Source organism: Mesorhizobium sp. WSM4829 (genome assembly GCF_055811475.1).
In genome coordinates this window covers 12,327-38,815 of the sequence record NZ_JBVVQJ010000025.1, presented here as the reverse complement: position 1 = coordinate 38,815, position 26,489 = coordinate 12,327, and the positions used below count along the sequence as shown (strand labels likewise).

Below are 26,489 nucleotides of genomic sequence, written 5' to 3'. Positions count from 1 at the left end.
GGCCAGGGTTCTTCCCCATTTCCGGCGCAAACATGCGATAAGATTGCGCTTACTGGCCTATGGAGGACAAACGATATGCGTCCGCAGCACGTCTTGATCCCTGCAGCCCTCGTCTCGCTCGTCGCGGCATCGGCCTTTTCCGAGGAAGCCGACCGCTACCGGTTGGAAAAGTCGGCCACCGGCTATGTCCGCATGGACACGCAGACCGGTGCGATGTCGATCTGCGAGGAGCGTTCCGGCCAGCTCGTCTGCAAGATGGCGGCCGATGAACGCGCCGCCTTCCAGGACGAGATCGACCGGCTGCAAAATTCGGTGAAGGCGCTCGACCAGCGCGTCGTCAAGCTCGAGAACTCGCTTGCCGCCCGCTTTGAGTCGACATTGCCCAGCGAGGAGGATTTCAACAAGACGATGAGCTACATGGAGCGCTTCCTGCGCGGCTTCATGGGCATCGTCAAGGACATGGAAAAGGACAGCGGCGAGGATGGCGCCAAGCCCAATTCGCAAAAAACCTGAGCACCGTTCACCGGGGAAGCCCGGCGCACCGGCTTGCCGCTTGAAAACGGCTGATATCGCCGCATAATCGTTCGACTGATCCCGTAAGAAGCAGACAATCACCAAAGGGATTCGGGGAGGGCCATGTGTCGTCGGGCTATACTTTCGTCATCGCTGACGATCATCCGCTTTTTCGCGGTGCGCTGAGAGAGGCGCTTGCCGGCATCGGCGACGTCGCCGGCATTCACGAGGCCGGCGATTTCGAAAGCGCCAAGGCGCTGGTCGTGGCCAATGAGGACGTCGATCTGGTGCTGCTCGACCTGTCGATGCCGGGCGCGAGCGGCCTTTCCGGCCTGATCTCGCTGCGCGGCATCCATCCGACGGTGCCGCTGGTAGTGGTGTCGGCACATGACGACCCGGTGACCATCCGGCGCGCGCTCGACCTTGGCGCTTCGGGTTTCATCTCCAAATCGGCCAGCATGGAGGAGATCCGCAGCGCTGTGCAGTCGGTGCTTGCCGGCGACATCGCTGCGCCCACCGGCATCGATCTCGGCGTCGAGCGCGATCCCGAGATATCCGATCTGATCAAGCGGCTGCAGACGCTGACGCCGCAGCAGACGCGCGTGCTCGGCATGCTGGCGGAAGGTCTGCTCAACAAGCAGATCGCCTACGAGCTGGGTGTCTCCGAAGCGACGATCAAGGCGCATGTCTCGGCCATTCTGCAGAAGCTTGGCGTCGACAGCCGCACCCAGGCGGTGATCCTGCTGTCCAAGATCGGCAGCGACCCGCTGGCGGCGGCCGGCTGACCCTCCGGCTTTACTCGGCCGCCGACGCCAGCGGCCTGACCCTCGCCATCATCGAGCGCAGCACCGCTGGTTTGAGCGGCTTGTTGATCACCGGCACGTCGAGCCTGCCGGCGCTGGCGCGCACCTCGCTCGAGCGGTCGGCGGTGACCAGCACCGCCGGCATGTCATGGCCATGGATAGCGCGCAGTTTGGCGATGGCGTCAAGGCCGGTCTCGCCGTCGAGATGATAGTCGGCAAGCACGATGTCGGGCCGACGCATGCCGGACCCCTCGAGATCCCTCGAGCCGGCAAACGTGTCGACGCTGCAGCCCCAGCCTTCGAGCAGCAGCCGCATGCCGTCGAGGATGCGGGCGTCGTTGTCGATGCAGAGCACGCGGAGCCCGGCAAGCGAAGCAGCCGTGCGGACCGGCGCCTTGGCCTCGATCTCGCGCCGCGGCTCCTGCACTGCCGCGACCGGCAGGACGACGGAAAAGCGTGTGCCCTTGCTCGGGCTTGAAAATATCTGGAGTTCGAGGCGCAAGACGCGAGCGATGCGGTCGACGATCGAAAGGCCGAGCCCCAGGCCTTCGGCTTCGCGGGCGCCCTCATCGAGCCGGGTGAATTCGTGAAAGACCGTGTTCAGCTTGTCGGCGGCAATGCCGATGCCGGTGTCGATCACCTGTATCTCGGCCAGTTCGCCGCGCCGCCGCACGCCGACCAGGATGCGGCCATGGCGGGTGTATTTGATGGCATTGGATACGAGGTTCTGGATCAGGCGGCGCAACAGATTGCGGTCAGTCGTCACGCTGAGCGACGATGGCATGATCGTCAGGCTGAGTTTCTTCTCGGCGGCAAGCGGCTGAAAGTCGTTGCCGATCTGGCGCAGCAGTCCGTCCAGGCTGAAGGCCGTGTCGTCCGGTTTCATCGCGCCGGCGTCGAGACGGGAAATGTCGAGGACTGCGCCGAGAATGGTCTCGACCGATTCCAGCGAGGATTCGATGTTGATCGCGGCCTTGCCCGCAGGTCCCTTGCCGGCCTTTTCGATCAGCGACGAGCAATAGAGACGAGCAGCGTTCAGCGGTTGCAGGATGTCATGGCCGGCGGCAGCGAGGAAGCGGGTCTTGCCGAGATTGGCCTCCTCCGCCAGCATCTGCGCCTGTGCCAGCTCCTCGTTGACGCGGGTCAGTTCGACGGTGCGGTTCTTGACGCGCTGTTCGAGCGTTTCATTGGCGCGCTTCAGCGCCAGGTCCTGCTCAACGCGCCCGGAAATGTCGGCATAGGTGGCAACGATGCCGCCATCCGGCATCGGGTTGGAGCGCAATTCCAGGATGCGGCCGCTGGTCTTCAGCTCCATCTGCCAGGGGCTGACGAAGCTGGTGAGGCGGTTGAGCATCGCCACCCGCTGGTCGGCCGGAATGTCGCCGCGCTCGGCAAGGTGGCGCAGGATGCGGTCGAGCGAGACGCCGACCTGGCCCATCTCGTCGGGCAGGTCGAACAGCGCCCGATATTGGCGGTTCCAGCAGATCAGCCGGAAATCCCTGTCGAAGACGGTGATGCCCTGTTCCATCTGGTCGAGCGCGATCTGCAGCAGGTCGCGGTTGTGCTGCAGCGCTTCGGTGGCGTCGTCGAGCAGGCGAAAGGCGTCCTTCGCCTCTCGATCATTGCGGCGCAGCAGCAGCGACAGGATGAGCCGCGCCGAAGAGGAGCCGACGGCACTTGCCAGAAGCTGCTCGGAGAAACGGATGACGTCCATGCTGGCCTGCTCGTTGCCGTGCAGCGAAGCGCCGTTGCTCTTTTCGAACGACTGAAACGACCGTTCAGTGCGTTCGACGCCGAGATAGCGCGCGATGGTGTCCTTGAGGTCGTTGACGGTGACGGTGGTGCGGAAGCGGCGCAGGCTCGGCATCGGGCTCGCCTCGCGCGGCACGAAAATCGACGCCTGGATGCGCTCCAGCGGCACCGACGCGCGCGACAGCGAGCCTAGCACGAAGAACAGCGTGTTGACCGACAGGCTCCACAGGACACCGTGGTTCAGCGGCTCGGCGACGGTGCCGAACAATGCTTGCGGCCGCAACGCTTCGAAACCGAACAGGCCGTGGACGACGATGCCGGTATCGGACGCGGCGAGCGAAGGAAGCAGCAGCGTATAGCTCCAGACGACGATGCCGGCGACCATGCCGAGCGCCGCCCCCCTGCCGTTGGCGCCGCGCCAGATCAGCCCGCCGATCAAGGCCGGCGCGAACTGCGCGATCGCGGCGAACGACATCAGGCCGATCGAGGAGAGCCGCGCGCTGTTGGTGCTCTCGCGATAGTAGAGGAAGGCGACGAACAGCATGATGAAGATCGCCGCCCGTCGCACGTTGAGGATGAGCGCTGACCAGTCCTCGTTCTCGGATGTCGTGGTCTTGAGCAGGCGACGCACAAACAGTGGAATGACGAGATCGTTGGAGATCATGATCGACAGCGCGACGCTTTCGACGATCACCATCGCGGTCGCCGCCGACAGGCCGCCGATGAACGCCGCCATAGCCAACACATCGTGACCGCTGAGCAGCGGCAGCGACAGGACATAGAGGTCGCTGCTGGTCCTGGTGCCGACCAGCGCCAGGCCGGCGAGCGCGATCGGCAGCACGAAAAGGTTGATCGCCACCAGATAGAGCGGAAACACCCATGTCGCGGTGCGCAGTTCGGCCTCGCTGCGGTTCTCGACGATGGTGACATAGAACTGGCGCGGCAGCATGATGATGGCGAAACCGCTCAAACACGTCAGCACCAGCCAGGTTGCGAGCGAGGTGCTGTAGCTCATCGCTTGCTGAACTTGCGAATTCTCGGCGAGCTTGTCGACCATATCGCCCGGGCCGCCGAAGATCAGGAAGGTCACCATCAGGCCGATCGCCAGGAAGGCGGCGAGCTTGACCACAGTTTCGACCGCTACCGCCAGCACCAGCCCGTCCTGGTGTTCGGTGGCGTCGGCGTGGCGCGTGCCGAACAGCACCGCAAATAGCGCAAGCAGCATGGCGACGACCAGCGAGATGTCGCTGACGAATGGATCGAACGAAGGCGGCGAGCCGGTATAATGCTCGACCATCAGGCTGACCGAGCCGGAAATCGCCTTCAACTGCAGTGCCATGTAAGGCACCGCGCCGATCGTCGCGATCAGCGTGGCGATCGCTGCCACGGCAAAACTCTTGCCGTAGCGGGCGCCGAGGAAGTCGGCGATCGAAGTGATCTTCTCTGTCTTGGCCAGCCTGACGATGCGCCGAAGCAGCGGAAAGCCGAACACGAACACCAGCACCGGGCCGATATAGATGCCGAGGAATTCGAGGCCGCGCTCGGAGGAAAGGCCGACCGAACCGAAGAAGGTCCAGGAGGTGCAGTAGATCGCCAGGCTGAGCGCATAGATGAAGGGCCGGGCTCGGTCAGGCCCGGATGTCGTCGAGCGTTGGTCGCCGAGGCTGGCGATGACGAACAGCAACGTCACATAGGCGATCGCGATGATGACGATGAACCAGCCCTGCACGGCCCAAAAATCCTCCCTTGCCGGTTTTTGCATCCGGCCTGCTGAGACGCAATCACAGCTTGGCGATCAAGTCCATCGCGGCTTTCGGCGCAGGATGGCTGCGGCTTCGGGAAATTTTGGCCGGAACCGGTCTTTTGCCGATGCTGCAACCGTAGGTTTTTGCTATTGTGCCAGTGGGGGGAACGAAGCGGGGCCGAACGAAGCGGGCAGAGGCGGCGGCCTGGCCCGTCAGGACAAGGAGGGTCGGATGCTGAAAGAATTCCAGGAATTCATTTCCAGGGGCAATGTCATGGACCTGGCCGTCGGCGTCATCATCGGCGCCGCCTTCGGCAAGATCGTCGATTCCCTAGTCAACGACATCATCATGCCGATAATCGGGGCGATTTTCGGCGGACTCGACTTCAACAATTATTTCCTGCCCTTGTCCTCAGCGGTCAACGCCACATCGCTGGCGGAAGCCAAGAGGCAGGGCGCAGTCTTCGCCTATGGCAGTTTCATCACCGTGGCGCTGAACTTCATCATCCTCGCCTTCATCATCTTCCTGATGATCAAAGCGGTGAACGATCTGCGCAGGCGGCTGGAGCGTGAGAAGCCCGTTGCGCCTGCTGCCGCTCCGCCGGCCGATGTCGCGCTGCTCACCGAAATTCGCGATCTCCTCGCCAGGAAATAGCGCAGGGGCAAGATCTCTGGACCAAACCCCCGGTCGATTTCGGCCGGGGTTTTCTATTTTCGCCTGTCGCAAAACACGCTAGCTGTCCGGAAGGCGAAAAACGGATCCATCCATGACCCTGATCGAGAATTTGCGCGCCGAGGCCCGGGCCGCGCCCGAAAGCGGCATTGTCGCCGTCATGAACCGCGGCCGCGACCGCGACGGCATGATCCCGCTCTGGGCCGGCGAGGGCGACCTGCCGACGCCCGCCTTCATCACCGATGCCGCTGCCCGGGCGCTGGCCGGCGGCGAAACCTTTTATACCTGGCAGAAAGGCATCCCCGAACTGCGGCAGGCGCTCGCCCGCTATTACATCAGGCATTTCGGCAAGAGCTTCGCCGAGCAAGAATTCATCGTCACCGGCTCTGGCATGCATGCCATCCAGCTGGCGCTCGACGCTGTCGCCGGCAATGGCGACGAGGTCGTCTATCTGTCGCCGGCCTGGCCGAACTTCGCCGCAGCCGCCGGCGTGGCGGGCGCCGTCCCGGTCGCAGTCACGCTCGACCAGTCCGGCAATGGCTGGTCCTGTGACATCGGCAAGATCGAGGCGGCGATCACGCCAAGGACAAAGGCGCTGTTCGTCAACACACCGTCCAACCCGACCGGTTGGACCGCCGACAGGCAGACGCTGCAGGCGATCCTCGACCTTGCCCGCGAACGGGGGCTGTGGATCATCGCCGACGAGATCTATTCGCTGTTCCACTACGGCGACAGCCGCGCGCCGTCCTTCATCGACATCATGGCCGACGAGGATCGCATCCTGTTCGTCAACAGTTTTTCCAAGAACTGGTCGATGACCGGCTGGCGGGTCGGCTGGATCAAGGTCCATCCCTGCCTGCAGCAGGTGTTCGAGAACCTGGTCCAGTATTCGACCTCCGGCGTTGCCCAGTTCATGCAGCGCGGCGCGGTCGTCGCCCTCGACGAAGGCGACGCCTTCATCGTCGAGCAGGTGGAGCGGGCGAGGGCGGCGCGTGACCTGGTCTGCGGCATCCTGGCTGCGACCGGCAGGGCACGCTTTACCGTGCCGCAGGGCGCGTTCTATCTGTTCTTCGCAGTCGACGGCATCACCGATTCACGCGCCGCCGCCTTCGACATCGTCGACCGCGCCAATGTCGGCCTGGCGCCCGGAACCGCATTCGGTCCCGGCGGCGAAGCCTTCCTCAGGCTATGCTTCCACCGCCGCCTCGACCAGCTCGAGGAGGCCGCGCACCGGCTGGCGAAGTGGATGAAAAGTGTGTGAGGTTGTTGAGGTCCGCGCCAAGCCGGACAGCTGCGAACCGTTGCACTCCTTGGCCAACGTAACGGCATGGATCCTAGGGTCTGCGCCGCGTCGCTTCGCTCCTTGCTACGCCCCAGGAAGACGAAGGTAGCGGAAGCTCAGCCGCCGGACTTCGGCACCAGCAGCGGAATGACGCGGTCGCTTTCCCTCACCGCTGGCCGGCCCGCAGAACCGTAAGAGATGCCCAAGGCATCCCAGGTCTCGACCAGCGCGTCCTGAAGCGCCGCGATCAGCTGATCCGAATGGAATGGCGTCGGGGTAATGCGCAGCCGTTCGGTGCCGCGCGGCACGGTCGGGTAGTTGATCGGCTGGATGTAGATGCCGTGGACGCCGAGCAGGCGGTCGCTGGCCATCTTGCACAGTTCGGGATCGCCGACGAGCAGCGGCACGATGTGGGTAGCGGAGTCCATCACCGGCAGGCCCGCGGCGGTAAGAACCTGCTTGGTCCGCGTCGCCTGGCGCTGCTGCGCGGCGCGTTCGGCCTGTGAGCGCTTGAGGTGGCGGATCGACGTGGTCGCCGCGGCGGCAATGGCCGGCGGCAGCGCCGTGGTGAAGATGAAGCCCGGCGCATAGGAGCGCACGGCATCGATCACCGCACTTGTGCCGGTGATATAGCCGCCGAGCGTGCCGAACGCCTTGGCCAGCGTGCCTTCGATGATGTCGATACGGTCGGCCAGCCCTTCGCGCTCGGTGATGCCGCCGCCGCGCGGTCCGTACATGCCGACGGCATGCACCTCGTCGATATAGGTCATGGCGTTGTAGCGCTCGGCAAGTTCGACGATCTGTTTGATCGGCGCGATATCGCCATCCATCGAATAGACGCTCTCGAAGACGATCAACTTGGCGCGCTCGCGGCCCGCCGCCTGCAGCAGGCTTTCGAGATGCGCAACGTCGTTGTGGCGGAAGATCTTCTTCTCGGCGCCCGAACGCCGCACGCCCTCGATCATCGAGGCGTGGTTCAACTCGTCCGAGACGATCAGGCAGTTGGGCAGCAGCCGCGCAATGGTCGAGATCGAAGCTTCGTTGGAGACGAAGCCGGAGGTAAAGACGAGCGCGGCTTCCTTGTCGTGCAGGTCGGCCAGTTCCAGTTCGAGCTCGACCAGCGGATTGCTGGTGCCGGAGATGTTGCGGGTGCCACCGGCGCCGGATCCCATCTTGCCGGCGGCGTTCTGCATCGCGGCGATGACGTCGGGATGCTGGCCCATGCCGAGATAGTCGTTGGAGCACCAGACGGTGATTTCCTGGGCGCGGCCGTTGGCGCGCCAGATGGCGCGTGGGAAGTTCCCCACGATGCGCTCGAGGTCGGCGAAGATGCGATAGCGACGCTCGGCGTGGAGCTGGTCGATCGCGTCTTCGAAGAACCGCTGATAGTTCATTTCGGCTTCCCAATTTTTGCATGGGATCATAATCATTGCCCTATTCGCCGTCTACTTGGCCTTTTTGGTCAAAATGCCACGCCCCAAGCCTGTTTCCTAACGGCCACGGATCATGGCCTATTCCCTTGATGTGGATCAATTTTGTTTCAGGACGATGCCATGCGCCGATGAGACTGGTTACCGCAGGCACTGATGGAAATGGACTAATGGCCCAGTGGCAGACTTTCCAGTAAGGCGGGTGTTGAGACAGCTTCCGACAAATCTTGAGCAGCGAGGACACGGATGACGGTTTTGGTGACAGGCGGCGCCGGCTATATCGGCAGCCATATGGTCTGGGAACTGCTGGACGCGGGCGAGAGCGTTGTCGTCCTCGACCGGCTTTCGACCGGCTTCGAATGGGCGGTGGCGCCGGAGGCAAAGCTTGTCGTCGGCGATGTCGCCGACAAGGAGCTGGTCGGCGGGGTCATCCGCGACAATCATGTCGATGCGATCATCCATTTTGCCGGCTCCATCGTGGTTCCCGAATCGGTCGCCGACCCGCTCGGCTATTACGAGAACAACACCTGCAAGACGCGCACGCTGATCGAGACCGCGGTGCGCGAAGGCGTGCCCAATTTCATCTTTTCCTCGACCGCCGCCGTCTATGGCGGCGCCGGGCTGGAGCCGGTGCGCGAGGATGCGCGCCTTGCACCGGAATCGCCCTATGGCCTGTCCAAGCTGATGAGCGAATGGATGCTGCGCGACGCCGCAATCGCCCACGGCTTGCGCTATACGGCGTTGCGCTACTTCAACGTCGCCGGCGCCGATCCGAGGGGCCGCACCGGCCAGTCGACGCCGGGCGCCACGCATCTGATCAAGGTCGCCTGCGAGACGGCGCTCGGCAAGCGGCCCTTCATGGAGGTGTTCGGCACCGACTATCCGACGCCCGACGGCACTTGTATGCGCGACTACATCCATGTCAGCGATCTGGCGGCGGCGCATCGGCTGGCGCTGGAACGGCTGCGCGCCGGGGGACCAAGCCTCGTCGCCAATTGCGGCTACAGCCACGGCTATTCGGTGCTCGAAGTTATCGACAGCGTGCGCCGCGTCTTTGGCCATGATTTCGACGTGCGGATCGGCGAGCGCCGTGCGGGCGACGCGGCGGCGGTGGTCGCCAATTCGGAGCTGGCGCGCCGCGAGCTCGGTTGGACCCCGCAACGCGATGACCTCGACCGGATCGTCGCCGACGCGCTGGCTTGGGAGCGTATCCTGACCGGCAAGAATTCGGCGCGGAGCTGAAGTCCCGGTTTTTCCTCCGTGGGCTCGTAGATCGAGCGTGGAAGCGCTATTGAAGGAGCTGCGCGGCTGAAACGTGGAGGCGTTTCGGCCGCGTCTGATCCTTTGGGGGCGGCATGAAGATATTGGTCCTTGGCGCTGGCGTCGTCGGCACGGCGGCGGCCTACTATCTGGCGAGCGACGGCCACGAGGTGACCGTGATCGAACGCCATCCGATGGCGGCGCGAGGCACCAGCCAATCGAATGCGGGCCTGGTGTCGCCCGGCGACGCCACCGCCTGGGCCTCGCCCGCTGCGCTGAGGACGTTTTTGCGCGCGCTCTACAACCACGATCTCGGCATCAAGGTGCGGCTGCGCTTCGATCCTTATTTCTTCGCCTGGAGTCTGCGCTTCCTGCGCCAATGCACGCATGCGCGACTGCGCGCCAACACCGACATCAAGCTGCGCCTGGCGCTTTATTCGCGCGACTGCATCAACGCCATCTCGGCCGACACCGGCATTCACTATGACGAGCGCAAGAAGGGCATTCTCTATTTCTTCCGCTCGCAGCAGAGTTTTGATACCGGCACCGACAATTACCGCTATCTCGCCGAGCACGGTCTGCCGATCGAGATCGTCGGCCGCGACCGGCTGGTCGAGATCGAGCCCGGCCTTGCCGGGGCCAGGGACAGAATAGCCGGCGGCGTCTATTCGCCGATCGACCAGACCGGCGACTCCAGCCAATTCACCCGAAACCTCGCTGCCTATGCCGCCGAGAAACTCGGCGTCCAGTTCCTCTACGGCACGACGGTCGAAGGCCTCGACAGCGAAGGCGATCGGGTGCGCGCGGTGATGACCTCGGCCGGCCCAATAACAGCCGACGCCGTGGTCATCTCGATGGGGCCGGAGAGCGGGCTGCTCGGCCGCCGCTACGGCGTCGACCTGCCGGTCTATCCGGTCAAGGGCTATACCGCGACCGTGCCGCTGGAGGACGAGAGCAAGGGCCCGACCATGGGCGGCGCCGACGAGGATCAGCTTATCGGCTATTCCAGGCTCGGCAACCGGCTGCGGCTTGCTTCGACCGCCGAGTTCACCGGCTTCGACCGCAGCCACAAGCCGAGCGATTTCGCCGCCATGTTCAGGACCGGCAAGGAGCTTTTCCCGGGCGCCTTCGACGAGAACAAGGCCGAGCTCTGGGCCGGTCTGCGGCCGATGATGCCGAACTCGGTCCCGGTCATCGGCCGGGCGCGCTACAGCAATCTCTATCTCGATACCGGCCACGGCCATGTCGGCTGGACCATGGCCTGCGGCTCCGGAAAATTCCTTGCCGATGTGGTCGCCGGCCGCAAGCCGGAGATCGACCCGCAAGGGCTGGTCTATGTCAATTGAGGGAGAATTAATCGTCGTGTCGGCACCGGGAAGATAATGCGTCTAATACCGTGCACAAATTCTGAGTAGAAAAATGTCGGGACCGCAAGTCGCCATCGACCTTGGCCGCATCGAGCGCAATGCGCGCACCATCGTCGACCGCTGCGCCCTGTCCGGCATCAGGGTATTCGGCGTTACCAAGGGCACCTGCGGCATGCCGCAGGTGGCGCGCGCCATGCTGCGCGGCGGCGTCGCCGGCATCGCCGAATCGCGCTTCGAAAACATCCGCCGGCTGCGCGACAGCGGCATCACCGCCCCGATCATGCTGCTGCGCAGTCCGCCGATGGCACGCATCGAGGAGGTTGTGCGCACCGTCGACATCAGCCTGCAATCCGAACTCGCCACCATCCGCGAACTATCGCGCATCGCCGAGCGTATGGACCGCGTCCACGACATCATGCTGATGATCGATCTTGGCGACCTCAGGGAAGGTATCTGGCCGAACGACCTCATTCCGACGGTCGAACAGATACTGGCGCTCAGCGGCGTGCGCATCGCCGGCATCGGCACCAATCTCGGCTGCTTCGGCGCCATCATGCCGACGCAGGAAAATCTCGGACAGCTCGTTGCCCATGCCTACAAGACCGAGCGCCTGTCCGGTGCAAGGCTCGACTGGATCTCGGGCGGCGCGTCATCGTCGCTGACGCTGCTGCTCGAAGGCAGGCTGCCCGCCGGCATCAACAATCTGCGGGTCGGCGAGGCGATCCTGCAGGGTGGCGTCGAGACTTTTCGCGACACGCCATGGGCCGAACTCGAACCCGATGCCTGCCGGCTGACCAGCGACATCATCGAGGTCAAGCTGAAGCCGTCGCGGCCGATCGGCCAATCCGGCTACGACGCTTTCGGCAACCAGCCGGTGTTTGCCGACGATGGCGACCGGTTGCGCGCCATCGCCAATATCGGCCGCGAGGATGTCTTGATCGAAGGTTTGACGCCGATTGCCAAGGGCGTGCGGGTGCTTGGCGCCTCGAGCGACCATCTGCTTCTCGACGTGACCGATGCCGAGCCGCCACCCGCCGTCGGCGATCGTGTCGCCTTCCGCATGAGCTATGGCGCCATGCTGCTGGCAATGACCTCGGAATATGTCGAAAAGGCGCCAATGCACGATGTCGAGGATTTCTCCGGCCGCAAGATGGTGTCGATATCTGCCGAACCGGCGGCGGCCGGCATCCTGGCCAGGGAGGCGACCGGCGCCCGGCTGGAGGCGATGAATTTCGATGTCGTCGAACTGGCCGATATCGAGCGGCCGCCGTCCGGCCTGGTCCGGCTCACCGCCGGCAGCGACCGGCGCATCGCCCACACGGCGCTGACGGCGACCGCGCGGGCGACGCACTCGTTTGGCCTGATCTGGATCGATTCCATCGCCGCGCTGATGCCCGAGGACGAAGACGGCATCGACCTGCCGGAAGCTTCGGTGCTGGCGCGGGCGCTCGGCCTCGATCACAAGCCCGGCGCGCTGCAGCCACAACTGTCGCCGGAAAACGTCGTCATTGTCGGTTTGCGCCATGCAGATCCGGCCGAGGCCCGGGTGCTGAAGGATTCGCGCGTCTGCGCCTTCACCATGACCGACATCGACGCCATGGGCATGCGCGACGTGATGCACGAGGCGATCCGCATCGCCAGCTCCGGCACGCAAGGCTTTCATGTCAGCTATACGCCTGAGGTGACCGAATTCGCCGGCTGGGCGGCAGGCTCCGGCGGCATCACGGTGCGCGAAACGCATCAGGCCATGGAGGCGATCGCGTTGTCCGGCGGGCTGTTGTCGATGGACGTTTCCGGCCTGACATCAGCTCTGGAACCGCGATTGGCGGCGGAAACGGTCAATTTCGTCATGTCGGCGTTTGGCAAGCGGATTTTGTGATCAGCCCTGTGCGTCGACCGCCGCGCGCCATGAACGTGCGTAATCCGCCCAGGCCGGGTCGACCGGCGGTTCGAACCTTTCGCCGGCGCCTTGTACCGTTCCTTGGTCCGACGCCAACAGGGCGGCGCCGATGCTGGTGCCGGTTGCGGCCTCCGACGCGATGACGGCACGTGCGGTGGCTGCAGCGAGCATGCGCGTGAAAAGCCGGTTGCGGGCGAACGGCCCCTCGACGGTCGTCGGGCCGCCGGCGTCGATCAGGTCGAGGCAGGTCGCGGTCATCAGCGCCAGGTAGAAAGAGATGGCGGCAAAGCGCTGGCCGCCGTTGATGCCGTCTGCGTCGAGCCATGCTGCCCTGTGATGCGGGAACGGCCCCGAACCCTGTTGGGTCGAAGGCAGCAGGGACGTCTTCCGCGCGAGCGCTGTGGCGATATCCTCTTTGGTCCAGTCTTCCGATTGGCCTTCCGTCAGCAGCGAAAACTCACGGCCGCCCATGAAACGCGCCGACGGCACCGGATCACCGAGCGCGTTGACGTTGACGAGCGTGTCGCGGGCCGGGTCGAGCGCGATCTTGTTGCCGCCAACCGCCATCGACACCACCCAGGTGCCGGTCGAGACGACCGAGAACGGCGGCGTATCGGACAGGAGATGCGGCAGCAGCGAAGCGTTGGAATCGTGCAAGCCGCAAAACACCGGCGTTTGCGGATCAAGCCCGGTCCGTATCGCAAGCGCGGGCAGGATCGGGCCAAGGCGATCTTTTGCCGGCCGCACCGGCGCCATCAGATGACGCCATTGCATCTTGTCGACCAGCGACGAAAAATCGGCCTTCCACGGGTTCCACAGATCGGTGTGGCAGCCAAGCGAAGTCACTTCGTTGGCGGCGACGCTGGTCAGGCGCAAGGCCCAGTATTGCGGGTACATCAGCATCGCGGCGGCCTTGGCGAACTCCGCCGGGAAGCGCTTCTGCTGCCAGAACAGCTGCGCGCCGAGATTGAGGCCGACCGGCAGGCGCGGCGTGCCCGTCTCGGCGAAGGCCGGACGGTTCGTGTCATAGTCCTCGGCAAGGGTGTCGGGCCCGGCAAATTCATAGTCGAGCACCGGCAGCGCCAACTCGCCGGCAGTGTCCACCAGCACGCCCGTCGCGCCATGGGTGGTGATCGATATCGCGTCGATGCGCTGTTCGCGATTGATCTCGGCGAGGCTGTCGAGGATGAACGACCACAGAAGCTCAACATCGTGGTGCGGGTAGGGACCGTCAAGGACAGGCGCGTTCGCCATGCGGCGCAGCGCGATTTCGCGTACATCGGCGAGATCGACCAGCGCCACCTTGGCGTTGGTCTTGCCGATATCGATGACGGCGACGTAGCGGGTCATTCCATATGGAACATTGTTTCCAGCGGCACTGCCACCGGCTCGTTATCAGGCCCGGTCTCCATGATGTCGGCCATTTCAGCCCACCAGCGCTGCATCACCTTGTGCTTCGGCAATTCGTCCATGCCGTGGCCGTCGCGCCGCCACAGCACGCCGAACAAGGTGTTGGTCTCATCGTCGAGATGGATCGAATAGTCGGAAACGCCGGCCTGTTTCAGCAGTGCGACCAGCGACGGCGAGATGTCGTCATGACGCCTTTTGTATTCGGCCCTCATGCCGGGATTGAGCTTCATCTTGAACGCGTATTTCTCGGCCATCAGGTAAAACGCTCCCGCCGCACCCGCCGCCAGACGATGGGCAGCGCGATGACGATGATCAGCAGCAGGCCGATGAAGATCGACATGACGATGCCGGGCACATTGAGCAGCCCGAGGCCGAAAGTCACCAGCCCCATGATGAAGGCGGCGAGCACCACGCCCAAAATGCTGCCGGCGCCGCCCAGGATGCTGACGCCACCCAGCACCACCATGGTGATGACTTCCAGTTCATAGCCTTGCGCGATCGATGGCCGGGTCGAGCCGAGCCGCGAGGTGATCAGCACCGAGGCGATGCCCGCCATCAGCCCGGTCAGGCAGAACAGGATGAACTTGATGCGGCCGACGCGCACGCCGGAAAACTGTGCCGCGACCGGGTTGTTGCCGATGGCGAAGACGCGGCGGCCGAAGCTGGTTCGGTGCAGCAGGAACCAGTAGATGACCGCCGCGACGAGGAACAGCGTCAGCTCGAACGACACCACCCACCAGACATAGCCCTGGCCGAAGAAGGCGAAGCTGGAGGGATAGCCTTTGTAGGCCTGGTCGCCGAGGACGATGAAGGCGATGCCGCGAAATAGGCTCATCGTGCCGATGGTGACGACGATCGACGGCAGGCCGAGCCTGGTGACGAGCAGCCCGTTGAAGGCGCCGCAGCCGAGCCCGACCAGGATGCCGATCGCCACCAGCACCGGCGTGCCGGCGCCGGCCTGCACCGCCATGCCCATCATCGTCGAGGCCAGCGCAATGATGGCGGCGACCGACAGGTCGATCTCGCCCGAAATGATCAGCAGCGCCATGGCAAGCGCGATTAGCGCCTTTTCGGTGAAGTTGAAGGTCAGATCCGATAGCGACCACGCGTCGAGGAAATAGGGCGAGGCGAAGCTGTTGACGGCGAAGATGGCGACCGCCACCGCGACCAGCAGCGCCTCCCACGAGAAGATCGCCGAGTTGAGCGGCGTGTCGAGCCGGTCGGGAATGTGGCGTGGAGCTGGGGTGTCGGTCATGCCGCTTCCGCCTTCTTGAGGATGATGCGGCCTTGCCGGCGTTCGCCGCGCGCATTGAGCACCACGGCCAGGATGATGGCGCTGCCCGAAATCGCCATCTGCCAGAACGGCGAGATGTTGATGACCGGCAGCGCGTTGGAGATGATGCCGAGGAACAGCGCGCCAAGCACCGCGCCGCCGACCGAGCCGATGCCGCCGGCGATCGAGATGCCGCCGATGACGCAGGCGGCGATGATGTTGAGCTCGTAGCCATTGGCGACCTCGACCGAGGCGATGACGTAGCGCGAGATCCAGAGATAGCCGCACAGACCGGCGGCCATCCCCGAGATGCAGAAGACGATGAACTTGGTGCGGCCGACATCTATGCCGGCGTAGACCGATGCGGTTGGATTGACGCCGATGGCATAGATCGAGCGGCCGAGCGCGGTGCGCGTCATCAACAGGAAGAACAAGGCGATGACCAGTATGGCGATCCACGACAGCACCGGAATGCCGAGAAAGGCCGCACGCTGCAGCCCAATGAAATCAGGGCTCATCTGATCGGCATTGACCCAGGCGCCGCCTGAAATGACGAAGGTGGCGCCGCGATAGATGGTGAGCGTGCCGAGCGTCACCACGATCGAAGGAATGTTCAGGCGCCATACCAAAAAACCGTTGATGGCGCCGAGCACCAGGCCGACCAGAAGTGCGATGACGATCAGCAGCGGGATCGGGATTGCCGGATGCGCGGCGTTCAGCATCGCCACCACCATGCCGGTGAAGCACAGGTTCGACGCCATCGACAGGTCGATCGAGCGGGTCAGGATCACCACCATCTGCCCCAGCGCCAGGATCATCAGGATCGAGGTGTCGTTGAACACCTGGCGCAGATTGCCGAAGGCAGCAAAGCCCGGAAAGCGCATCGAGATCAGCCCGATCAGCACGACGATTGCCGCGAGCAGCCAGACTTCGCGATATTTGAGCAAAACCTTCATGCCACAATCCCTGCTGCCGTCTTGACCAGCGTTTCGGCGTCGAGCCCCTTGTTGTCATAGATCGAGACGATGCGGCCCTCGCGCATGACGATGACCCGGTCGGACATGCCGAGGATTTCGGGCAGTTCGGACGACACCATGATCACCGACAACCCTTGAGCGACCAGCTCGGCCATGAAGCCGTGCACGGCGGCTTTCGAGCCGATGTCGATGCCTTTGGTCGGCTCGTCGAGGATGATCACCTTGGGCGCGGTCGCCAGCCATTTGGCGATGACGATCTTCTGCTGGTTGCCGCCCGACAAAGTGCCGACGTCCTGGCTGAGCGAGGCGGCGCGCAGATCGAGCCGCTCGGTATAGGAACGGGCTAGCGCGAACTCTTCGGCCAGCTGCAACACACCTGACTTGGATGTTCGCTTGAGCGAGGGCAGCGAGATATTCTGGAAGATCGGCAGGCCGATCACCACGCCTTGCTTGCCGCGTTCTTCCGGCACGTAGACGATGCCGGCGTCGATCGAATCTGCCGCCGATTTCGGCATGATCGCGTTGCCTTCCAGCGTGATGGTGCCGCTGCCGGTGCGGGTGATGCCTGATATCGCCTGCATCACCTCGCTGCGCCCGGCGCCGACAAGGCCGTAGAAGCCGAGGATCTCGCCTCTGTGCAGCTCGAAGCCGATGTCCTCGAACTCGGTCGGGTGCGACAGGCCGGAGACGGCAAGCACCGGGGCGCCGATCTCGGCCTTGCGTTGCGGAAAGATGTGATCGACGGCGCGGCCGACCATCATGCGCACGATCTGGCTCTGGCCGGCATCCCTGATCAGGCCTTCGCCGACCATCTCGCCGTCGCGGAACACCGTGTAACGGTCGGCGATGCGATAGATCTCGTCGAACTTGTGGCTGATGAACAGGATCGCCTTGCCTTCGCTTTTCAGGAACTCGACCAGCAAAAACAGCTCCTCGATCTCCTTCAGCGACAGAGCTGCGGTCGGCTCGTCCATAATGACGATCTGGGCGTCGATCGACATGGCGCGGGCGACTGCGACGAGGTGCTTATTGGCGATGCCGAGATCCTTCAGCCGCGCATCGGCGTCGATGTGGCCGGCGCCCATGGTGTTCAGTACTTCACGGGCATTCTTGCGCATGGTGCGCCAGTCGATGGTGCCGAAGCGCGATCGCGGCGCATGGCCGAGAAAGATGTTTTCGGCCACCGTCAGGTCGTCGAACAGCACGGTTTCCTGGTGGATGGCGGTGATGCCGTGCCCGAAGGCGGCATGCGCGCTGGGCAAGGTGACGGCCTGGCCATCGATACTGATCGTGCCTGTGTCAGGCTGGTAGATGCCTGTCATGATCTTGACCAGCGTCGACTTGCCGGCGCCGTTCTCGCCGATCAGCGCGGTCACCTGACCTGGGTAGAGCGACAGGCTGACATCATGCAGCGCGCGCACGCCGGGAAAATTCTTCGAGATGCCGGCCAGGGTCAGGCGTGGAGCCGCAGCCAAAGGCTGCTCAGTGGTCGGGTCGAGTTGGGCTGTCGTGTCCATAGTCGTATCAAGCCCTGAAGCAAGGTTCGTTTGAAGGCGCAGCGGAACTTGAGTCCCGCCGCGCCGGCTTGAAGGGCTCCAGGATCAATAGATCTTGGAGAACTCTTCGATGTTCGACTTGTCGAACTTGAAGGGCGGAGCCATCGCGGCCGAGTTGGTGTCGTCGAGGGTGACCTTGCCGACACGGCCGATCGACAGCGTCGCACCCGGCTTGGCTTCTTCCTTCTTCACCGCCAGATCATGGGCGAGGTAGACGGCCGAGTAGCCGAGATCGATCGGGTTCCACAGTGCGACAGCCTGGCTGGCGCCGTTGTCGATGAACTTCTTGAACTCCGACGGCAGCGCCAGGCCGGTGACATTGACCTTGCCGATCAGGCCCTGGTCGGTCACCACTTGGGCGGCGGCCACGACGCCGACGGTGGTCGGTGCGATGATCGCCTTGAGGTTCGGATAGGATTTCAGCAGGCCCTTGGCCTCGTCCGTGCTCTTGGCCGAGTCGTCGTCGCCATAGACGGTGGCGACGAGATTGATCTTGGGGAATTTCTCCGGCAGCACCTTCTTGGCCGCTTCGATCCAGGCGTTCTGGTTGGTCGCGGTCGACGAAGCCGACAGTATGGCGACATCGCCGCCTTCCGGCAGATAGTCGGCGGCAAGCTTGATGATGGTCTCGCCGATCAGGTTGGTGTCCGACGGGTTGAGGTGGAGCTGGCGGCCTTCCGGAGCGACGCCGGAATCCCACGAGATGACGGTGATGCCGCGATCCATCGCCTTCTTCAGCGCCGGCACCAGCGCGTCGGCGTCATTGGCCGAAATGGCGATCGCGTTGACCTTTTGGGCGATCAGCGAATTGATCACCTCGATCTGCGCTTCGGCGGTCGCCTTGGTCGGGCCGGTGTAGATGATGTCAACGTCGCCGAGTTCCTTGGCCGCCTCTTCGGCGCCCTTGTTGGCGGCATCGAAGAAGCCGTTGCCGAGCGACTTCACCACCAGCGCGATCTTGACGTTCTCGGCATAGGCCGCATTCACGAACATGGCGGCCGACAACGCCGCCGTGACCATCAATTTCTTCAGAAAGCTCATCGAATATCCTCCCTTGAGCGTTGCATTCCATCGCCGCTGCGAACCCTCAGGCCTGCAGCGAAGATTCTTCCCTATTGCCTGCCGTTGTGCGGGCGACGACCAGCGTCACACCGGCGGCCTCCAACATCTTGGCCTCGCGATCCTCGATGCCGTCGTCGGTGATGACCGTGGCAATGCGCGACAGGCCGCACAGGATCAGGCTCGAGCGTTTGCGGAATTTTGACGAGTCGACCAGCACCACCAGTTCGTCGGCCTGATCGATCAGTTTCTGCTCGGCCTGGATCAGCAGCGGATCGCCTTCCATCAGGCCGAGTGGCCCGAGCCCTTGCGCGCCCATGAACATGCGGCGTGCATAGAAATTGCGCGTCACGTCATTGTCGAAGGGCGACAGGATGATGTTCTGCTCGCGGTAGATGGTGCCGCCCGACAGCATCACCGTGTTCTTGGAGTGCTTGAGCAGGTGCTCGGCGATCGGAAAGGAATTGGTGAAGATCGGCATGCGGCGGCCGGTCAGGAAATGCACCATCTGGAAGGTGGTGGTGCCGCCATTGATGATGATCGGCTCGCCGTCCTTGCACAGTTCCACGGCGTCCCGCGCGATCGCCCGCTTCTGCGCAGCGTTGATCGTCTCGTTGACGGAAAAAGGCCGGCCGGCAAGGCCGATGAATTGCGGCGGGGTGATCGCCTCGGCGCCGCCACGCACCCGGCGCAGGCGCTTTTGCACATGCAATGCAGCGATGTCGCGCCGGATCGTCGCCTCGGATGAATCCGTCAGGTCGACCATCTCCTGCACCGTCACCACAGGCTTTTCCTGGACGGCGGACAAAATGATCCTGTGGCGCTCTTTTTCGTGCATGGTTCCTCCCTGCCAGCACATTAGGCATTCAAAACGCGCAGTGTCAATCATTTCCGATCAGATAAATTCATTGTGCAGTGCAATATGATCGATGTTGATCGTTTGTGATTGACAACGCCGCCGCTTGCGTAGAAATTCTGCCCAAAGGGACCGCACCGTTTGCGCGTCTCACGTCACGGGAGGATTACCTATGCTTGACAAGCGCTCCGGCACGCGCCTCGCCAATCTTTGGGATGAGGCGACAGCCCTGGGAATAAGCGAGCCGGAACGTCTCGTCTATCGCTCGAATGTTCTTGGCTCCGACAAGCGCGTCACCAACTATGGCGGCGGCAACACCTCTTCCAAGATATGGCAAAAGGATCCGCTCACCGGCGAAAGCGTGGAAGTGCTGTGGGTGAAGGGCTCCGGCGGCGACAGCGCCTCGATTAAAACAGACGGTTTCGCCACCCTCTACATGGACAAGTTGCGCGCGCTGAAGGGTCTCTATCGCGGCCTCGAGCATGAGGACGAGATGGTCGCCTATCTGCCCCATTGCACCTTCAATCTTAACCCACGCGCGGCCTCGATCGACACGCCGCTGCACGCCTTCGTGCCGAAGCCGCATGTCGACCACATGCATCCCGACGCCATCATCGCGATTGCCGCCGCCAAGGATTCGCAGGCGCTGACCAGGGAGATCTTCGGTGACGCGATCGGCTGGCTGCCATGGAAGCGTCCGGGCTTCGAGCTCGGCCTGTGGCTGGAAAAATTCTGCTCCGAAAACCCCGAGGCCAAGGGCGTTGTGCTGGCAAGCCATGGCCTGTTCACCTGGGGCGACACTCCAAAGGAATGCTACGAGACGACGATCTCGGTGATCAACCAGGCGATCGACTGGTTCGAGCGCAAGTCTGAAGGCAAGCCGATCTTCGGCGGCGAAGTCGTCAAATCGCTCGATGCGCCGGCGCGTCGCGCCGTGGCGGCAAGGCTGATGCCGAGGATCCGCGGCCTGATCTCGGAGAAAAGCCACAAGCTCGGCCATTTCGACGATTCGCCGGCCGTGCTCGAATTCGTCAACTCGAAGGATTTGCGCCCGCTGGCGGCGCTCGGCACCTCCTGCCCGGATCATTTCCTGCGCACCAAGATCCGGCCGCTGGTCATCGAATTCGACCCCAAAAATCCTGATGTCGACGCCGTCATCGCCCGTCTCGCCGACGATTTGGCGGAGTATCGCGTTGGCTACCAGGCCTATTATGACAGGTGCAAGCATGCGGATTCGCCGCCGGTGCGTGATCCGAACGCCGTGGTCTATCTGATGCCCGGCGTCGGCATGTTCACCTTCGCCGGCGACAAGGCGACGGCGCGCATTTCGGGCGAATTCTACGTCAATGCCATCAATGTCATGCGCGGTGCCTCGACAGTGTCGACCTATGTCGGCCTGCCCGAGCAGGAAGCCTTCGACATCGAATACTGGCTGCTCGAAGAGGCAAAGCTGCAGCGCCTGCCCAAGCCGAAATCGCTTGCCGGCCAGATCGCGCTGGTCACCGGCGGCGCCGGCGGCATCGGCCGGGCGACGGCCAACCGGTTGCTGCGCGAGGGCGCCTGCGTCGTGCTGGCCGACATCGACGAGACCGCCCTTGCCAGCGCCAATGACGAATTGGCCAAGGCCCATGGCAAGGACTTCGTGCGGCCGGTGGTGATCGACGTCACGTCAGAGGACCAGGTGATCTCCGGTTTCGCCGAGACGGCGGTCGAGTTCGGCGGCATCGACATCCTGGTGTCGAATGCCGGCCTGGCAACCTCGGCGCCGATCGAGGAGACGACGCTGGCGCTGTGGAACAAGAACATGGACATCTTGTCGACCGGCTATTTCCTCGCGTCGCGCGAAGCATTCCGGCTGTTTCGGGCGCAGAAGATCGGCGGCAATGTCGTCTTCGTCGCCTCCAAGAACGGGCTTGCCGCATCGCCCAATGCCGCCGCCTATTGCACGGCCAAGGCCGCCGAAATCCATCTGGCGCGCTGCCTGGCGCTGGAAGGCGCGGAGGCCCAGATCAGGGTCAATGTCGTCAATCCCGACGCCGTGCTGCGCGGCTCGAAGATCTGGACCGGCGAGTGGAAGGAACAGCGCGCCGCCGCCTACAAGATGTCGACTGACGACCTTGAGGAACACTACCGCTCACGCTCGATGCTGAAGCGTTCGGTGTTCCCCGAAGACATCGCCGAGGCGATCTATTTCTTCGCCTCCGACATGTCGGCCAAGTCGACCGGCAATATCGTCAATGTCGACGCCGGCAACGCCCAGAGTTTTACGCGCTAGGCGATCATTTTTTGAGGGTGGCGCTGCCCCTCACCCTTACCCTCTCCCCGCGAACAACGGGGAGAGGGGGTCGCCAATGCCGGACACGCTTGTCCTTCTCCCCGTCGCTATACGGGGAGAAGGTGCCGGCAGGCAGATGAGGGGCAGCGCCAACCGAACGCATTTGGGAGGAAGCACCATGTCCGAAACCATCATCTCAGCCGACATCGTCGACAAGGACAATCTCGCGCGCGCGGCCGAGCTCAAGCGCGATTACGATGCGCTCGGCGAACGCCTCGACCGCCGCGGCATCGCCGTCGACGCCATCCGCGACAAGGTCGAAAAATTCGCCGTGGCGATCCCGTCCTGGGGCGTCGGCACCGGTGGCACCCGCTTTGCCCGCTTTCCCGGCGCCGGCGAGCCGCGCGATATCTTCGACAAGATCGAGGATTGCGCCGTGATCCGGCAGTTGACGCGGGCCACACCCACCGTCTCGCTGCACATACCGTGGGACAAGGCCGACCCAAACCGGCTGAAACAGGCGGCCTCCCGCTTCGGCCTCGGCTTCGACGCCATGAACTCCAACACCTTCTCCGACGCCAAGGACCAAAAACTGTCCTATAAATTCGGCTCGCTGTCGCATGCCGACGCCGGCACCCGCCGACAGGCCGTCGAGCACAATCTCGAATGCATCGAGATCGGCAAGACGCTGGGCTCCAAGGCACTGACGGTGTGGATCGGCGACGGCTCGAATTTCCCCGGCCAGGTCAAATTCGCAAAGGCGTTCGAGCGCTATCTCGACGCAATGAAGGAGATCTACGCCAAGCTGCCGGACGACTGGAAGCTGTTCACCGAGCACAAAATGTACGAGCCGGCCTTCTATTCGACGGTCGTGCAGGATTGGGGCACCAACTACATCATCGCCAAAGAGCTCGGCGACAAGGCGTTCTGCCTGGTCGACCTCGGCCATCATGCGCCCAACGTCAACATCGAGATGATCGTGTCGCGGCTGATCCAGTTCAAGAAACTCGGCGGCTTCCATTTCAACGATTCGAAATATGGCGACGACGATCTCGACGCCGGCTCGATCGATCCCTACCGGCTGTTCCTCGTCTTCAACGAGCTGGTCGATGCCGAGCTTGCCGGTGCCGAAGGTTTTGATCCGGCTCACATGCTCGACCAGAGCCACAATGTCACCGACCCGATCGAAAGCCTGATGTTGTCGGCGGTCGAGGTGCAGCGCGCCTATGCGCAGGCGCTGCTGGTCGATCGCCAGGCGCTGGAAGGCTATCAGGATGCCAACGACGCGCTGATGGCGACGCAGACGCTGAAGTCCGCCTATCGCACCGATGTCGAGCCGATCCTCGCCATGGCGCGGTTGAACACGGGCGGCGCCATCGATCCGGTCGCCACCTATCGCGCCGCCGGCTACCGAGCCAAGGTCGCGGCGGAACGGCCGGCGGTTGCCGGCGGCAGCGGTGGGATTGTTTGATGTCGGCCTGAAACAAAAAAACCCGCCTGAGGCAAACAGGCTTGCGTGCCTTCAGCGTTGGAAGTTGGCGAAAACCGAAGGCGAAATCCGATCTCCCCCCTTGCGGAGGAGATGTCCGGCAGGACAGAGGGGGGTGGGAAGGATCGCCAATTTTCGACTTCTGCTTTCCTAGCCGTCGGAGGGACAGCACCCCCCTCTGCCCTGCCGGGCATCTCCCCCGCAAGGGGGGAGATCGGCAGCTTCGCCGACGGCGCATGACAGCATACCCGAATCTTTCCCCTCACAGCCATGGACTCAACCTCTCCAAACGGCTTTTCTAGGCGCATCCCACGCCTCGGAGAACGGCCATGCACCGCCGCACCCTAATCGCACTCAGTCTTTCCCTCACCTTGACCTTTGCGCCGCTGGCGGCCGCATTGGCCGCCTCGCCGCAGCCGGCGAAGGGCGAGCATGGCATGGTGGTGACCGCCCAGCATCTGGCGTCTGAAGTCGGCGTCGAGGTGCTGAAGAAGGGCGGCAACGCCGTCGATGCCGCAGTCGCCGTCGGCTACGCACTGGCTGTGGTCTATCCAAACGCCGGCAATATCGGCGGTGGCGGCTTCATGACCATCCGCTTCAAGGACGGCCGCTCGACGTTCCTCGATTTCCGCGAGCGCGCGCCGCTCGCCTCGACGAAAACCATGTATCTCGACAAGGACGGCAAGCCGGTGAAAGGCGCCAGCCTCGACGGCTATCTCGCTGTCGGCGTGCCGGGCTCGGTGGCCGGCTTCGAGACCGCACGGGAAAAATACGGCACGCTGACGCGGCAGGACTTGATGGCGCCAGCCATCCGCTATGCCAGGGATGGTTTTGTGCTGGAGCAGGGCGATGTCGCCTCGCTCGAAGGCGGCGCCGCGCGGCTGGCCAAGGACCCGGCCGCGGCCGCCATCTTCCTGAAGCCTGACGGCAAGCCCTATGCCGTCGGCGAGCGCCTTGTCCAGGCCGATCTCGCCGCCTCGCTCTCGGCCATCTCGGAACGAGGTCGTGATGCCTTCTACAAAGGACCGATCGCCGACGGCATCGTCAAGAGCGCGCAGAAGGGCGGCATTCTGGCCAAGGCGGATTTCGAGACCTACGCGGTCCGCGAGCTCGAGCCGGTGACCTGCAATTACCGCGGCTATGAGATCACCTCCTCGCCGCCGCCGAGTTCGGGCGGCGTCATCATCTGCGAGATCCTCAACGTGCTGGAATTCTACCCGCTGTCCTATCTCGGCGCGGGTTCTGCCGAAACCGTCAGAGTCATGGTCGAGGCGATGCGCCATGCCTATGTCGACCGCAATTCGGCGCTCGGCGATCCCGACTTCGTCGACAATCCGGTCGAAAAGCTGCTCGACAAGAACTATGCGAAAGAAATCCGCGAAAAGATCGATCCGTTCCGGGCCGGCGTGTCGCAGGATCTGATGCCGAAGGGTTTTGGCGAGAGCCAGGAGACGACGCATTATTCGATCGTCGACAATGACGGCAACGCCGTCGCGGTGACCTATACGCTGAACGGCTCGTTCGGCGCCGCCGTCGTCGCCGGCGGCACCGGCATCCTGCTCAACAACGAGATGGACGATTTCACCCAGAAACCGGGCGTGCCCAATCTTTACGGCCTCGTCCAGGGCGAGGCGAATGCGATCGCCCCGAGGAAGACGCCGCTATCGTCGATGAGCCCGACCATCGTCGCCAAGGACGGCAAGCCGTTCATGGTTATCGGCAGCCCCGGCGGATCGCGCATCATCACCATCACGCTGGCAGCGATCGTCAATGTCGTCGATCACGGCATGAACATCCAGGAGGCGATCGACGCGCCGCGCATCCATCACCAATGGCTGCCCGACACGGTCTATGTCGAACCGTTCGGCCTGTCGCCCGATACCGAAAAACTGCTTGCCGGGATGGGCTACCGCCTCGACGTCACCGATTCGACCTGGGGTCAGGCGGCCGGTATCCTGGTCGGCGGCAAGAGCCTGGCCGAGATCGAAAAGGGCGGCGGCGCCCGCTACAATGGCGCCATCGACAGCCGCGCCGCGTCCGGCGAGGCGATCGGATATTGATTTCTTTCGGTCAGATGACCAGCGTGATGGTGGACGCAATCAGCATCACCGCCGCGATGCCGACGAACAAGGCATAGATACGCGGCCGATCGAGCAGCAGCGCATTTCCCGATATCCACGCCGCGGTGGCGCCGCCAAGCGCGTACAGGAAGCCGTTGCGGTGCCCCAGGGCAAGGTTTGCGGCCATCAAGCCGCCAATGATGAGGGCGCCGAACACAATGATCACGGCGACCGCGTATTTCTCGAAATCGTTGCTGGCCACACCCGGACCCATCACGTTCAACGTCGTCAGGTCGTCCGGGTCGAAGGGGCTGGCCGACCCATATTCGTCTTGACCGGCAGGCTCGTGCATCATTCATTCTCCTTGAAGCGGCAACAAATCATCAAGCCTTGCCGAGTGCAACCGGATCGCGACACGTTCAATGCCATCGGCACGGTCTTCAACACTTTATGGCCGCGGCTTGCTACCGTCTTTTTGGATTTAATGCATGTCGCGCACAAGCATGCCCTCGGGCCTGACCCGAGGGTGTGCAGCGGTTTTGCGGTAACGACATGCAAAAAAACAACAACCTGAAGCGCGTCGCCGGTCAAACGCGACGCGCTTCAGGTCGGATCGTGCTGCCGTTCCAGGCGATCTGTCGCACTGGAATCGCCAGTCAGGGCCGTTTTGTCATGAAAGGCCGCCGCTCTGGATTAAGAACCACGGTCCTGGCTTCGGCCTGACCGCGCGTGACGTTGCCGGTGGCGAAGATTGGGCCGGTGGCCAAGATTGGGCCGGCGGCGAAGATTGGGTTGGTGGTGAAGAGTGGC

General features: G+C 63.5%; 20 protein-coding genes. 10 read left to right on the top strand and 10 right to left on the bottom strand.

Translation table 11 applies throughout. The annotated features are described in order from the left end of the window. Positions 1-75 precede the first annotated feature (75 nt). Together AC0L17_RS22440 and AC0L17_RS22435 are read left to right on the top strand one after the other, a co-directional pair. Entirely contained in the window at positions 76-513 is a 438-nt protein-coding gene (locus tag AC0L17_RS22440) for a hypothetical protein (RefSeq protein WP_128169125.1), read from the top strand. 125 nt (positions 514-638) lie between these two features. Next, positions 639-1,298: a response regulator transcription factor gene (locus tag AC0L17_RS22435; protein WP_473517439.1), complete on the top strand. Its 660-nt coding sequence runs from the start codon at positions 639-641 to the stop codon at positions 1,296-1,298. 10 nt (positions 1,299-1,308) lie between these two features. On the opposite strand, the gene AC0L17_RS22430 is transcribed toward AC0L17_RS22435, so the two are convergent. Continuing rightward, complete coding sequence (locus tag AC0L17_RS22430) at positions 1,309-4,797, bottom strand: hybrid sensor histidine kinase/response regulator (protein WP_128169186.1); 3,489 nt, start codon at positions 4,795-4,797, stop codon at positions 1,309-1,311. A 247-nt stretch (positions 4,798-5,044) separates the two neighbouring features. Here AC0L17_RS22430 and mscL point away from each other — a divergent pair, with 247 nt between their 5' ends. Further along, a complete protein-coding gene (mscL, locus tag AC0L17_RS22425; protein ID WP_023803298.1) occupies positions 5,045-5,467 on the top strand; it encodes a large conductance mechanosensitive channel protein MscL in 423 nt (140 codons plus the stop codon). A 112-nt stretch (positions 5,468-5,579) separates the two neighbouring features. Continuing rightward, positions 5,580-6,746 (top strand): pyridoxal phosphate-dependent aminotransferase, encoded by a 1,167-nt coding sequence (locus AC0L17_RS22420; RefSeq protein WP_128185244.1) that lies wholly within the window; start codon positions 5,580-5,582, stop codon positions 6,744-6,746. 137 nt (positions 6,747-6,883) lie between these two features. On the opposite strand, the gene hemA is transcribed toward AC0L17_RS22420, so the two are convergent. Then, on the bottom strand, positions 6,884-8,161 hold the full coding sequence (gene hemA / locus AC0L17_RS22415; RefSeq protein ID WP_077376755.1) for a 5-aminolevulinate synthase: 1,278 nt from the start codon (positions 8,159-8,161) through the stop codon (positions 6,884-6,886). A gap of 282 nt (positions 8,162-8,443) precedes the next feature. Between hemA and galE the strand changes: the two genes are divergently transcribed. From galE to AC0L17_RS22400, 3 genes are all read left to right on the top strand, one after another. Then, positions 8,444-9,439, top strand: coding sequence for a UDP-glucose 4-epimerase GalE (gene galE / locus AC0L17_RS22410; RefSeq protein WP_128169123.1), 996 nt, complete (start codon positions 8,444-8,446; stop codon positions 9,437-9,439). A 113-nt stretch (positions 9,440-9,552) separates the two neighbouring features. Next, positions 9,553-10,803 (top strand): D-amino acid dehydrogenase, encoded by a 1,251-nt coding sequence (locus AC0L17_RS22405; RefSeq protein ID WP_473517438.1) that lies wholly within the window; start codon positions 9,553-9,555, stop codon positions 10,801-10,803. 73 nt (positions 10,804-10,876) lie between these two features. Next, on the top strand, positions 10,877-12,703 hold the full coding sequence (locus tag AC0L17_RS22400) for an alanine racemase (RefSeq protein ID WP_473517437.1): 1,827 nt from the start codon (positions 10,877-10,879) through the stop codon (positions 12,701-12,703). Here AC0L17_RS22400 and AC0L17_RS22395 read toward each other — a convergent pair whose 3' ends face one another. From AC0L17_RS22395 to AC0L17_RS22365, 7 genes are all read right to left on the bottom strand, one after another. Further along, entirely contained in the window at positions 12,704-14,074 is a 1,371-nt protein-coding gene (locus AC0L17_RS22395; RefSeq protein WP_473517436.1) for an FGGY-family carbohydrate kinase, read from the bottom strand. Next, entirely contained in the window at positions 14,071-14,388 is a 318-nt protein-coding gene (locus AC0L17_RS22390; protein ID WP_473517435.1) for an L-rhamnose mutarotase, read from the bottom strand. Before AC0L17_RS22390 ends, AC0L17_RS22395 begins: the two co-directional genes overlap by 4 nt. Beyond that, positions 14,388-15,389, bottom strand: coding sequence for an ABC transporter permease (locus AC0L17_RS22385; protein ID WP_023803290.1), 1,002 nt, complete (start codon positions 15,387-15,389; stop codon positions 14,388-14,390). The genes AC0L17_RS22390 and AC0L17_RS22385 overlap by 1 nt, the downstream gene beginning before the upstream one ends. Further along, positions 15,386-16,363 (bottom strand): ABC transporter permease, encoded by a 978-nt coding sequence (locus AC0L17_RS22380; RefSeq protein WP_473517434.1) that lies wholly within the window; start codon positions 16,361-16,363, stop codon positions 15,386-15,388. The genes AC0L17_RS22385 and AC0L17_RS22380 overlap by 4 nt, the downstream gene beginning before the upstream one ends. Beyond that, on the bottom strand, positions 16,360-17,901 hold the full coding sequence (locus AC0L17_RS22375) for a sugar ABC transporter ATP-binding protein (RefSeq protein WP_473517433.1): 1,542 nt from the start codon (positions 17,899-17,901) through the stop codon (positions 16,360-16,362). Before AC0L17_RS22375 ends, AC0L17_RS22380 begins: the two co-directional genes overlap by 4 nt. Positions 17,902-17,985: 84 nt before the next feature. Then, a complete protein-coding gene (gene rhaS / locus AC0L17_RS22370; RefSeq protein WP_236389130.1) occupies positions 17,986-18,981 on the bottom strand; it encodes a rhamnose ABC transporter substrate-binding protein in 996 nt (331 codons plus the stop codon). Positions 18,982-19,027: 46 nt separating this feature from the next. Then, the gene (locus AC0L17_RS22365; protein WP_027155512.1) at positions 19,028-19,837 is read right to left on the bottom strand and encodes a DeoR/GlpR family DNA-binding transcription regulator; all 810 of its coding nucleotides are present in this window, start codon (positions 19,835-19,837) and stop codon (positions 19,028-19,030) included. Between the two features lie 190 nt (positions 19,838-20,027). Here AC0L17_RS22365 and AC0L17_RS22360 point away from each other — a divergent pair, with 190 nt between their 5' ends. The 3 genes from AC0L17_RS22360 to ggt all read left to right on the top strand — a co-directional run bounded on the left by AC0L17_RS22360 (position 20,028) and on the right by ggt (position 25,679). Continuing rightward, a complete protein-coding gene (locus AC0L17_RS22360) occupies positions 20,028-22,130 on the top strand; it encodes a bifunctional rhamnulose-1-phosphate aldolase/short-chain dehydrogenase (protein WP_473517432.1) in 2,103 nt (700 codons plus the stop codon). Between the two features lie 178 nt (positions 22,131-22,308). Next, a complete protein-coding gene (rhaI, locus tag AC0L17_RS22355) occupies positions 22,309-23,601 on the top strand; it encodes an L-rhamnose catabolism isomerase (protein ID WP_473517431.1) in 1,293 nt (430 codons plus the stop codon). A 347-nt stretch (positions 23,602-23,948) separates the two neighbouring features. Beyond that, positions 23,949-25,679, top strand: coding sequence for a gamma-glutamyltransferase (ggt, locus tag AC0L17_RS22350; protein ID WP_473517430.1), 1,731 nt, complete (start codon positions 23,949-23,951; stop codon positions 25,677-25,679). Between the two features lie 10 nt (positions 25,680-25,689). On the opposite strand, the gene AC0L17_RS22345 is transcribed toward ggt, so the two are convergent. After that, positions 25,690-26,034, bottom strand: coding sequence for a hypothetical protein (locus AC0L17_RS22345; protein ID WP_036263803.1), 345 nt, complete (start codon positions 26,032-26,034; stop codon positions 25,690-25,692). Between the last annotated feature and the right edge of the window lie 455 nt (positions 26,035-26,489).

Coding starts and splice junctions, on each gene's coding strand:
- AC0L17_RS22440 (WP_128169125.1), top strand. CDS start 76: ATGCGTCCGCAGCACGTCTTGATCCCTGCAGCCCTCGTCTCGCTCGTC.
- mscL (WP_023803298.1), top strand. CDS start 5,045: ATGCTGAAAGAATTCCAGGAATTCATTTCCAGGGGCAATGTCATGGAC.
- AC0L17_RS22420 (WP_128185244.1), top strand. CDS start 5,580: ATGACCCTGATCGAGAATTTGCGCGCCGAGGCCCGGGCCGCGCCCGAA.
- hemA (WP_077376755.1), bottom strand. CDS start 8,161: ATGAACTATCAGCGGTTCTTCGAAGACGCGATCGACCAGCTCCACGCC.
- galE (WP_128169123.1), top strand. CDS start 8,444: ATGACGGTTTTGGTGACAGGCGGCGCCGGCTATATCGGCAGCCATATG.
- AC0L17_RS22405 (WP_473517438.1), top strand. CDS start 9,553: ATGAAGATATTGGTCCTTGGCGCTGGCGTCGTCGGCACGGCGGCGGCC.
- AC0L17_RS22400 (WP_473517437.1), top strand. CDS start 10,877: ATGTCGGGACCGCAAGTCGCCATCGACCTTGGCCGCATCGAGCGCAAT.
- AC0L17_RS22395 (WP_473517436.1), bottom strand. CDS start 14,074: ATGACCCGCTACGTCGCCGTCATCGATATCGGCAAGACCAACGCCAAG.
- AC0L17_RS22390 (WP_473517435.1), bottom strand. CDS start 14,388: ATGGCCGAGAAATACGCGTTCAAGATGAAGCTCAATCCCGGCATGAGG.
- AC0L17_RS22385 (WP_023803290.1), bottom strand. CDS start 15,389: ATGACCGACACCCCAGCTCCACGCCACATTCCCGACCGGCTCGACACG.
- AC0L17_RS22380 (WP_473517434.1), bottom strand. CDS start 16,363: ATGAAGGTTTTGCTCAAATATCGCGAAGTCTGGCTGCTCGCGGCAATC.
- AC0L17_RS22375 (WP_473517433.1), bottom strand. CDS start 17,901: ATGGACACGACAGCCCAACTCGACCCGACCACTGAGCAGCCTTTGGCT.
- rhaS (WP_236389130.1), bottom strand. CDS start 18,981: ATGAGCTTTCTGAAGAAATTGATGGTCACGGCGGCGTTGTCGGCCGCC.
- AC0L17_RS22365 (WP_027155512.1), bottom strand. CDS start 19,837: ATGCACGAAAAAGAGCGCCACAGGATCATTTTGTCCGCCGTCCAGGAA.
- AC0L17_RS22360 (WP_473517432.1), top strand. CDS start 20,028: ATGCTTGACAAGCGCTCCGGCACGCGCCTCGCCAATCTTTGGGATGAG.
- rhaI (WP_473517431.1), top strand. CDS start 22,309: ATGTCCGAAACCATCATCTCAGCCGACATCGTCGACAAGGACAATCTC.
- ggt (WP_473517430.1), top strand. CDS start 23,949: ATGCACCGCCGCACCCTAATCGCACTCAGTCTTTCCCTCACCTTGACC.
- AC0L17_RS22345 (WP_036263803.1), bottom strand. CDS start 26,034: ATGATGCACGAGCCTGCCGGTCAAGACGAATATGGGTCGGCCAGCCCC.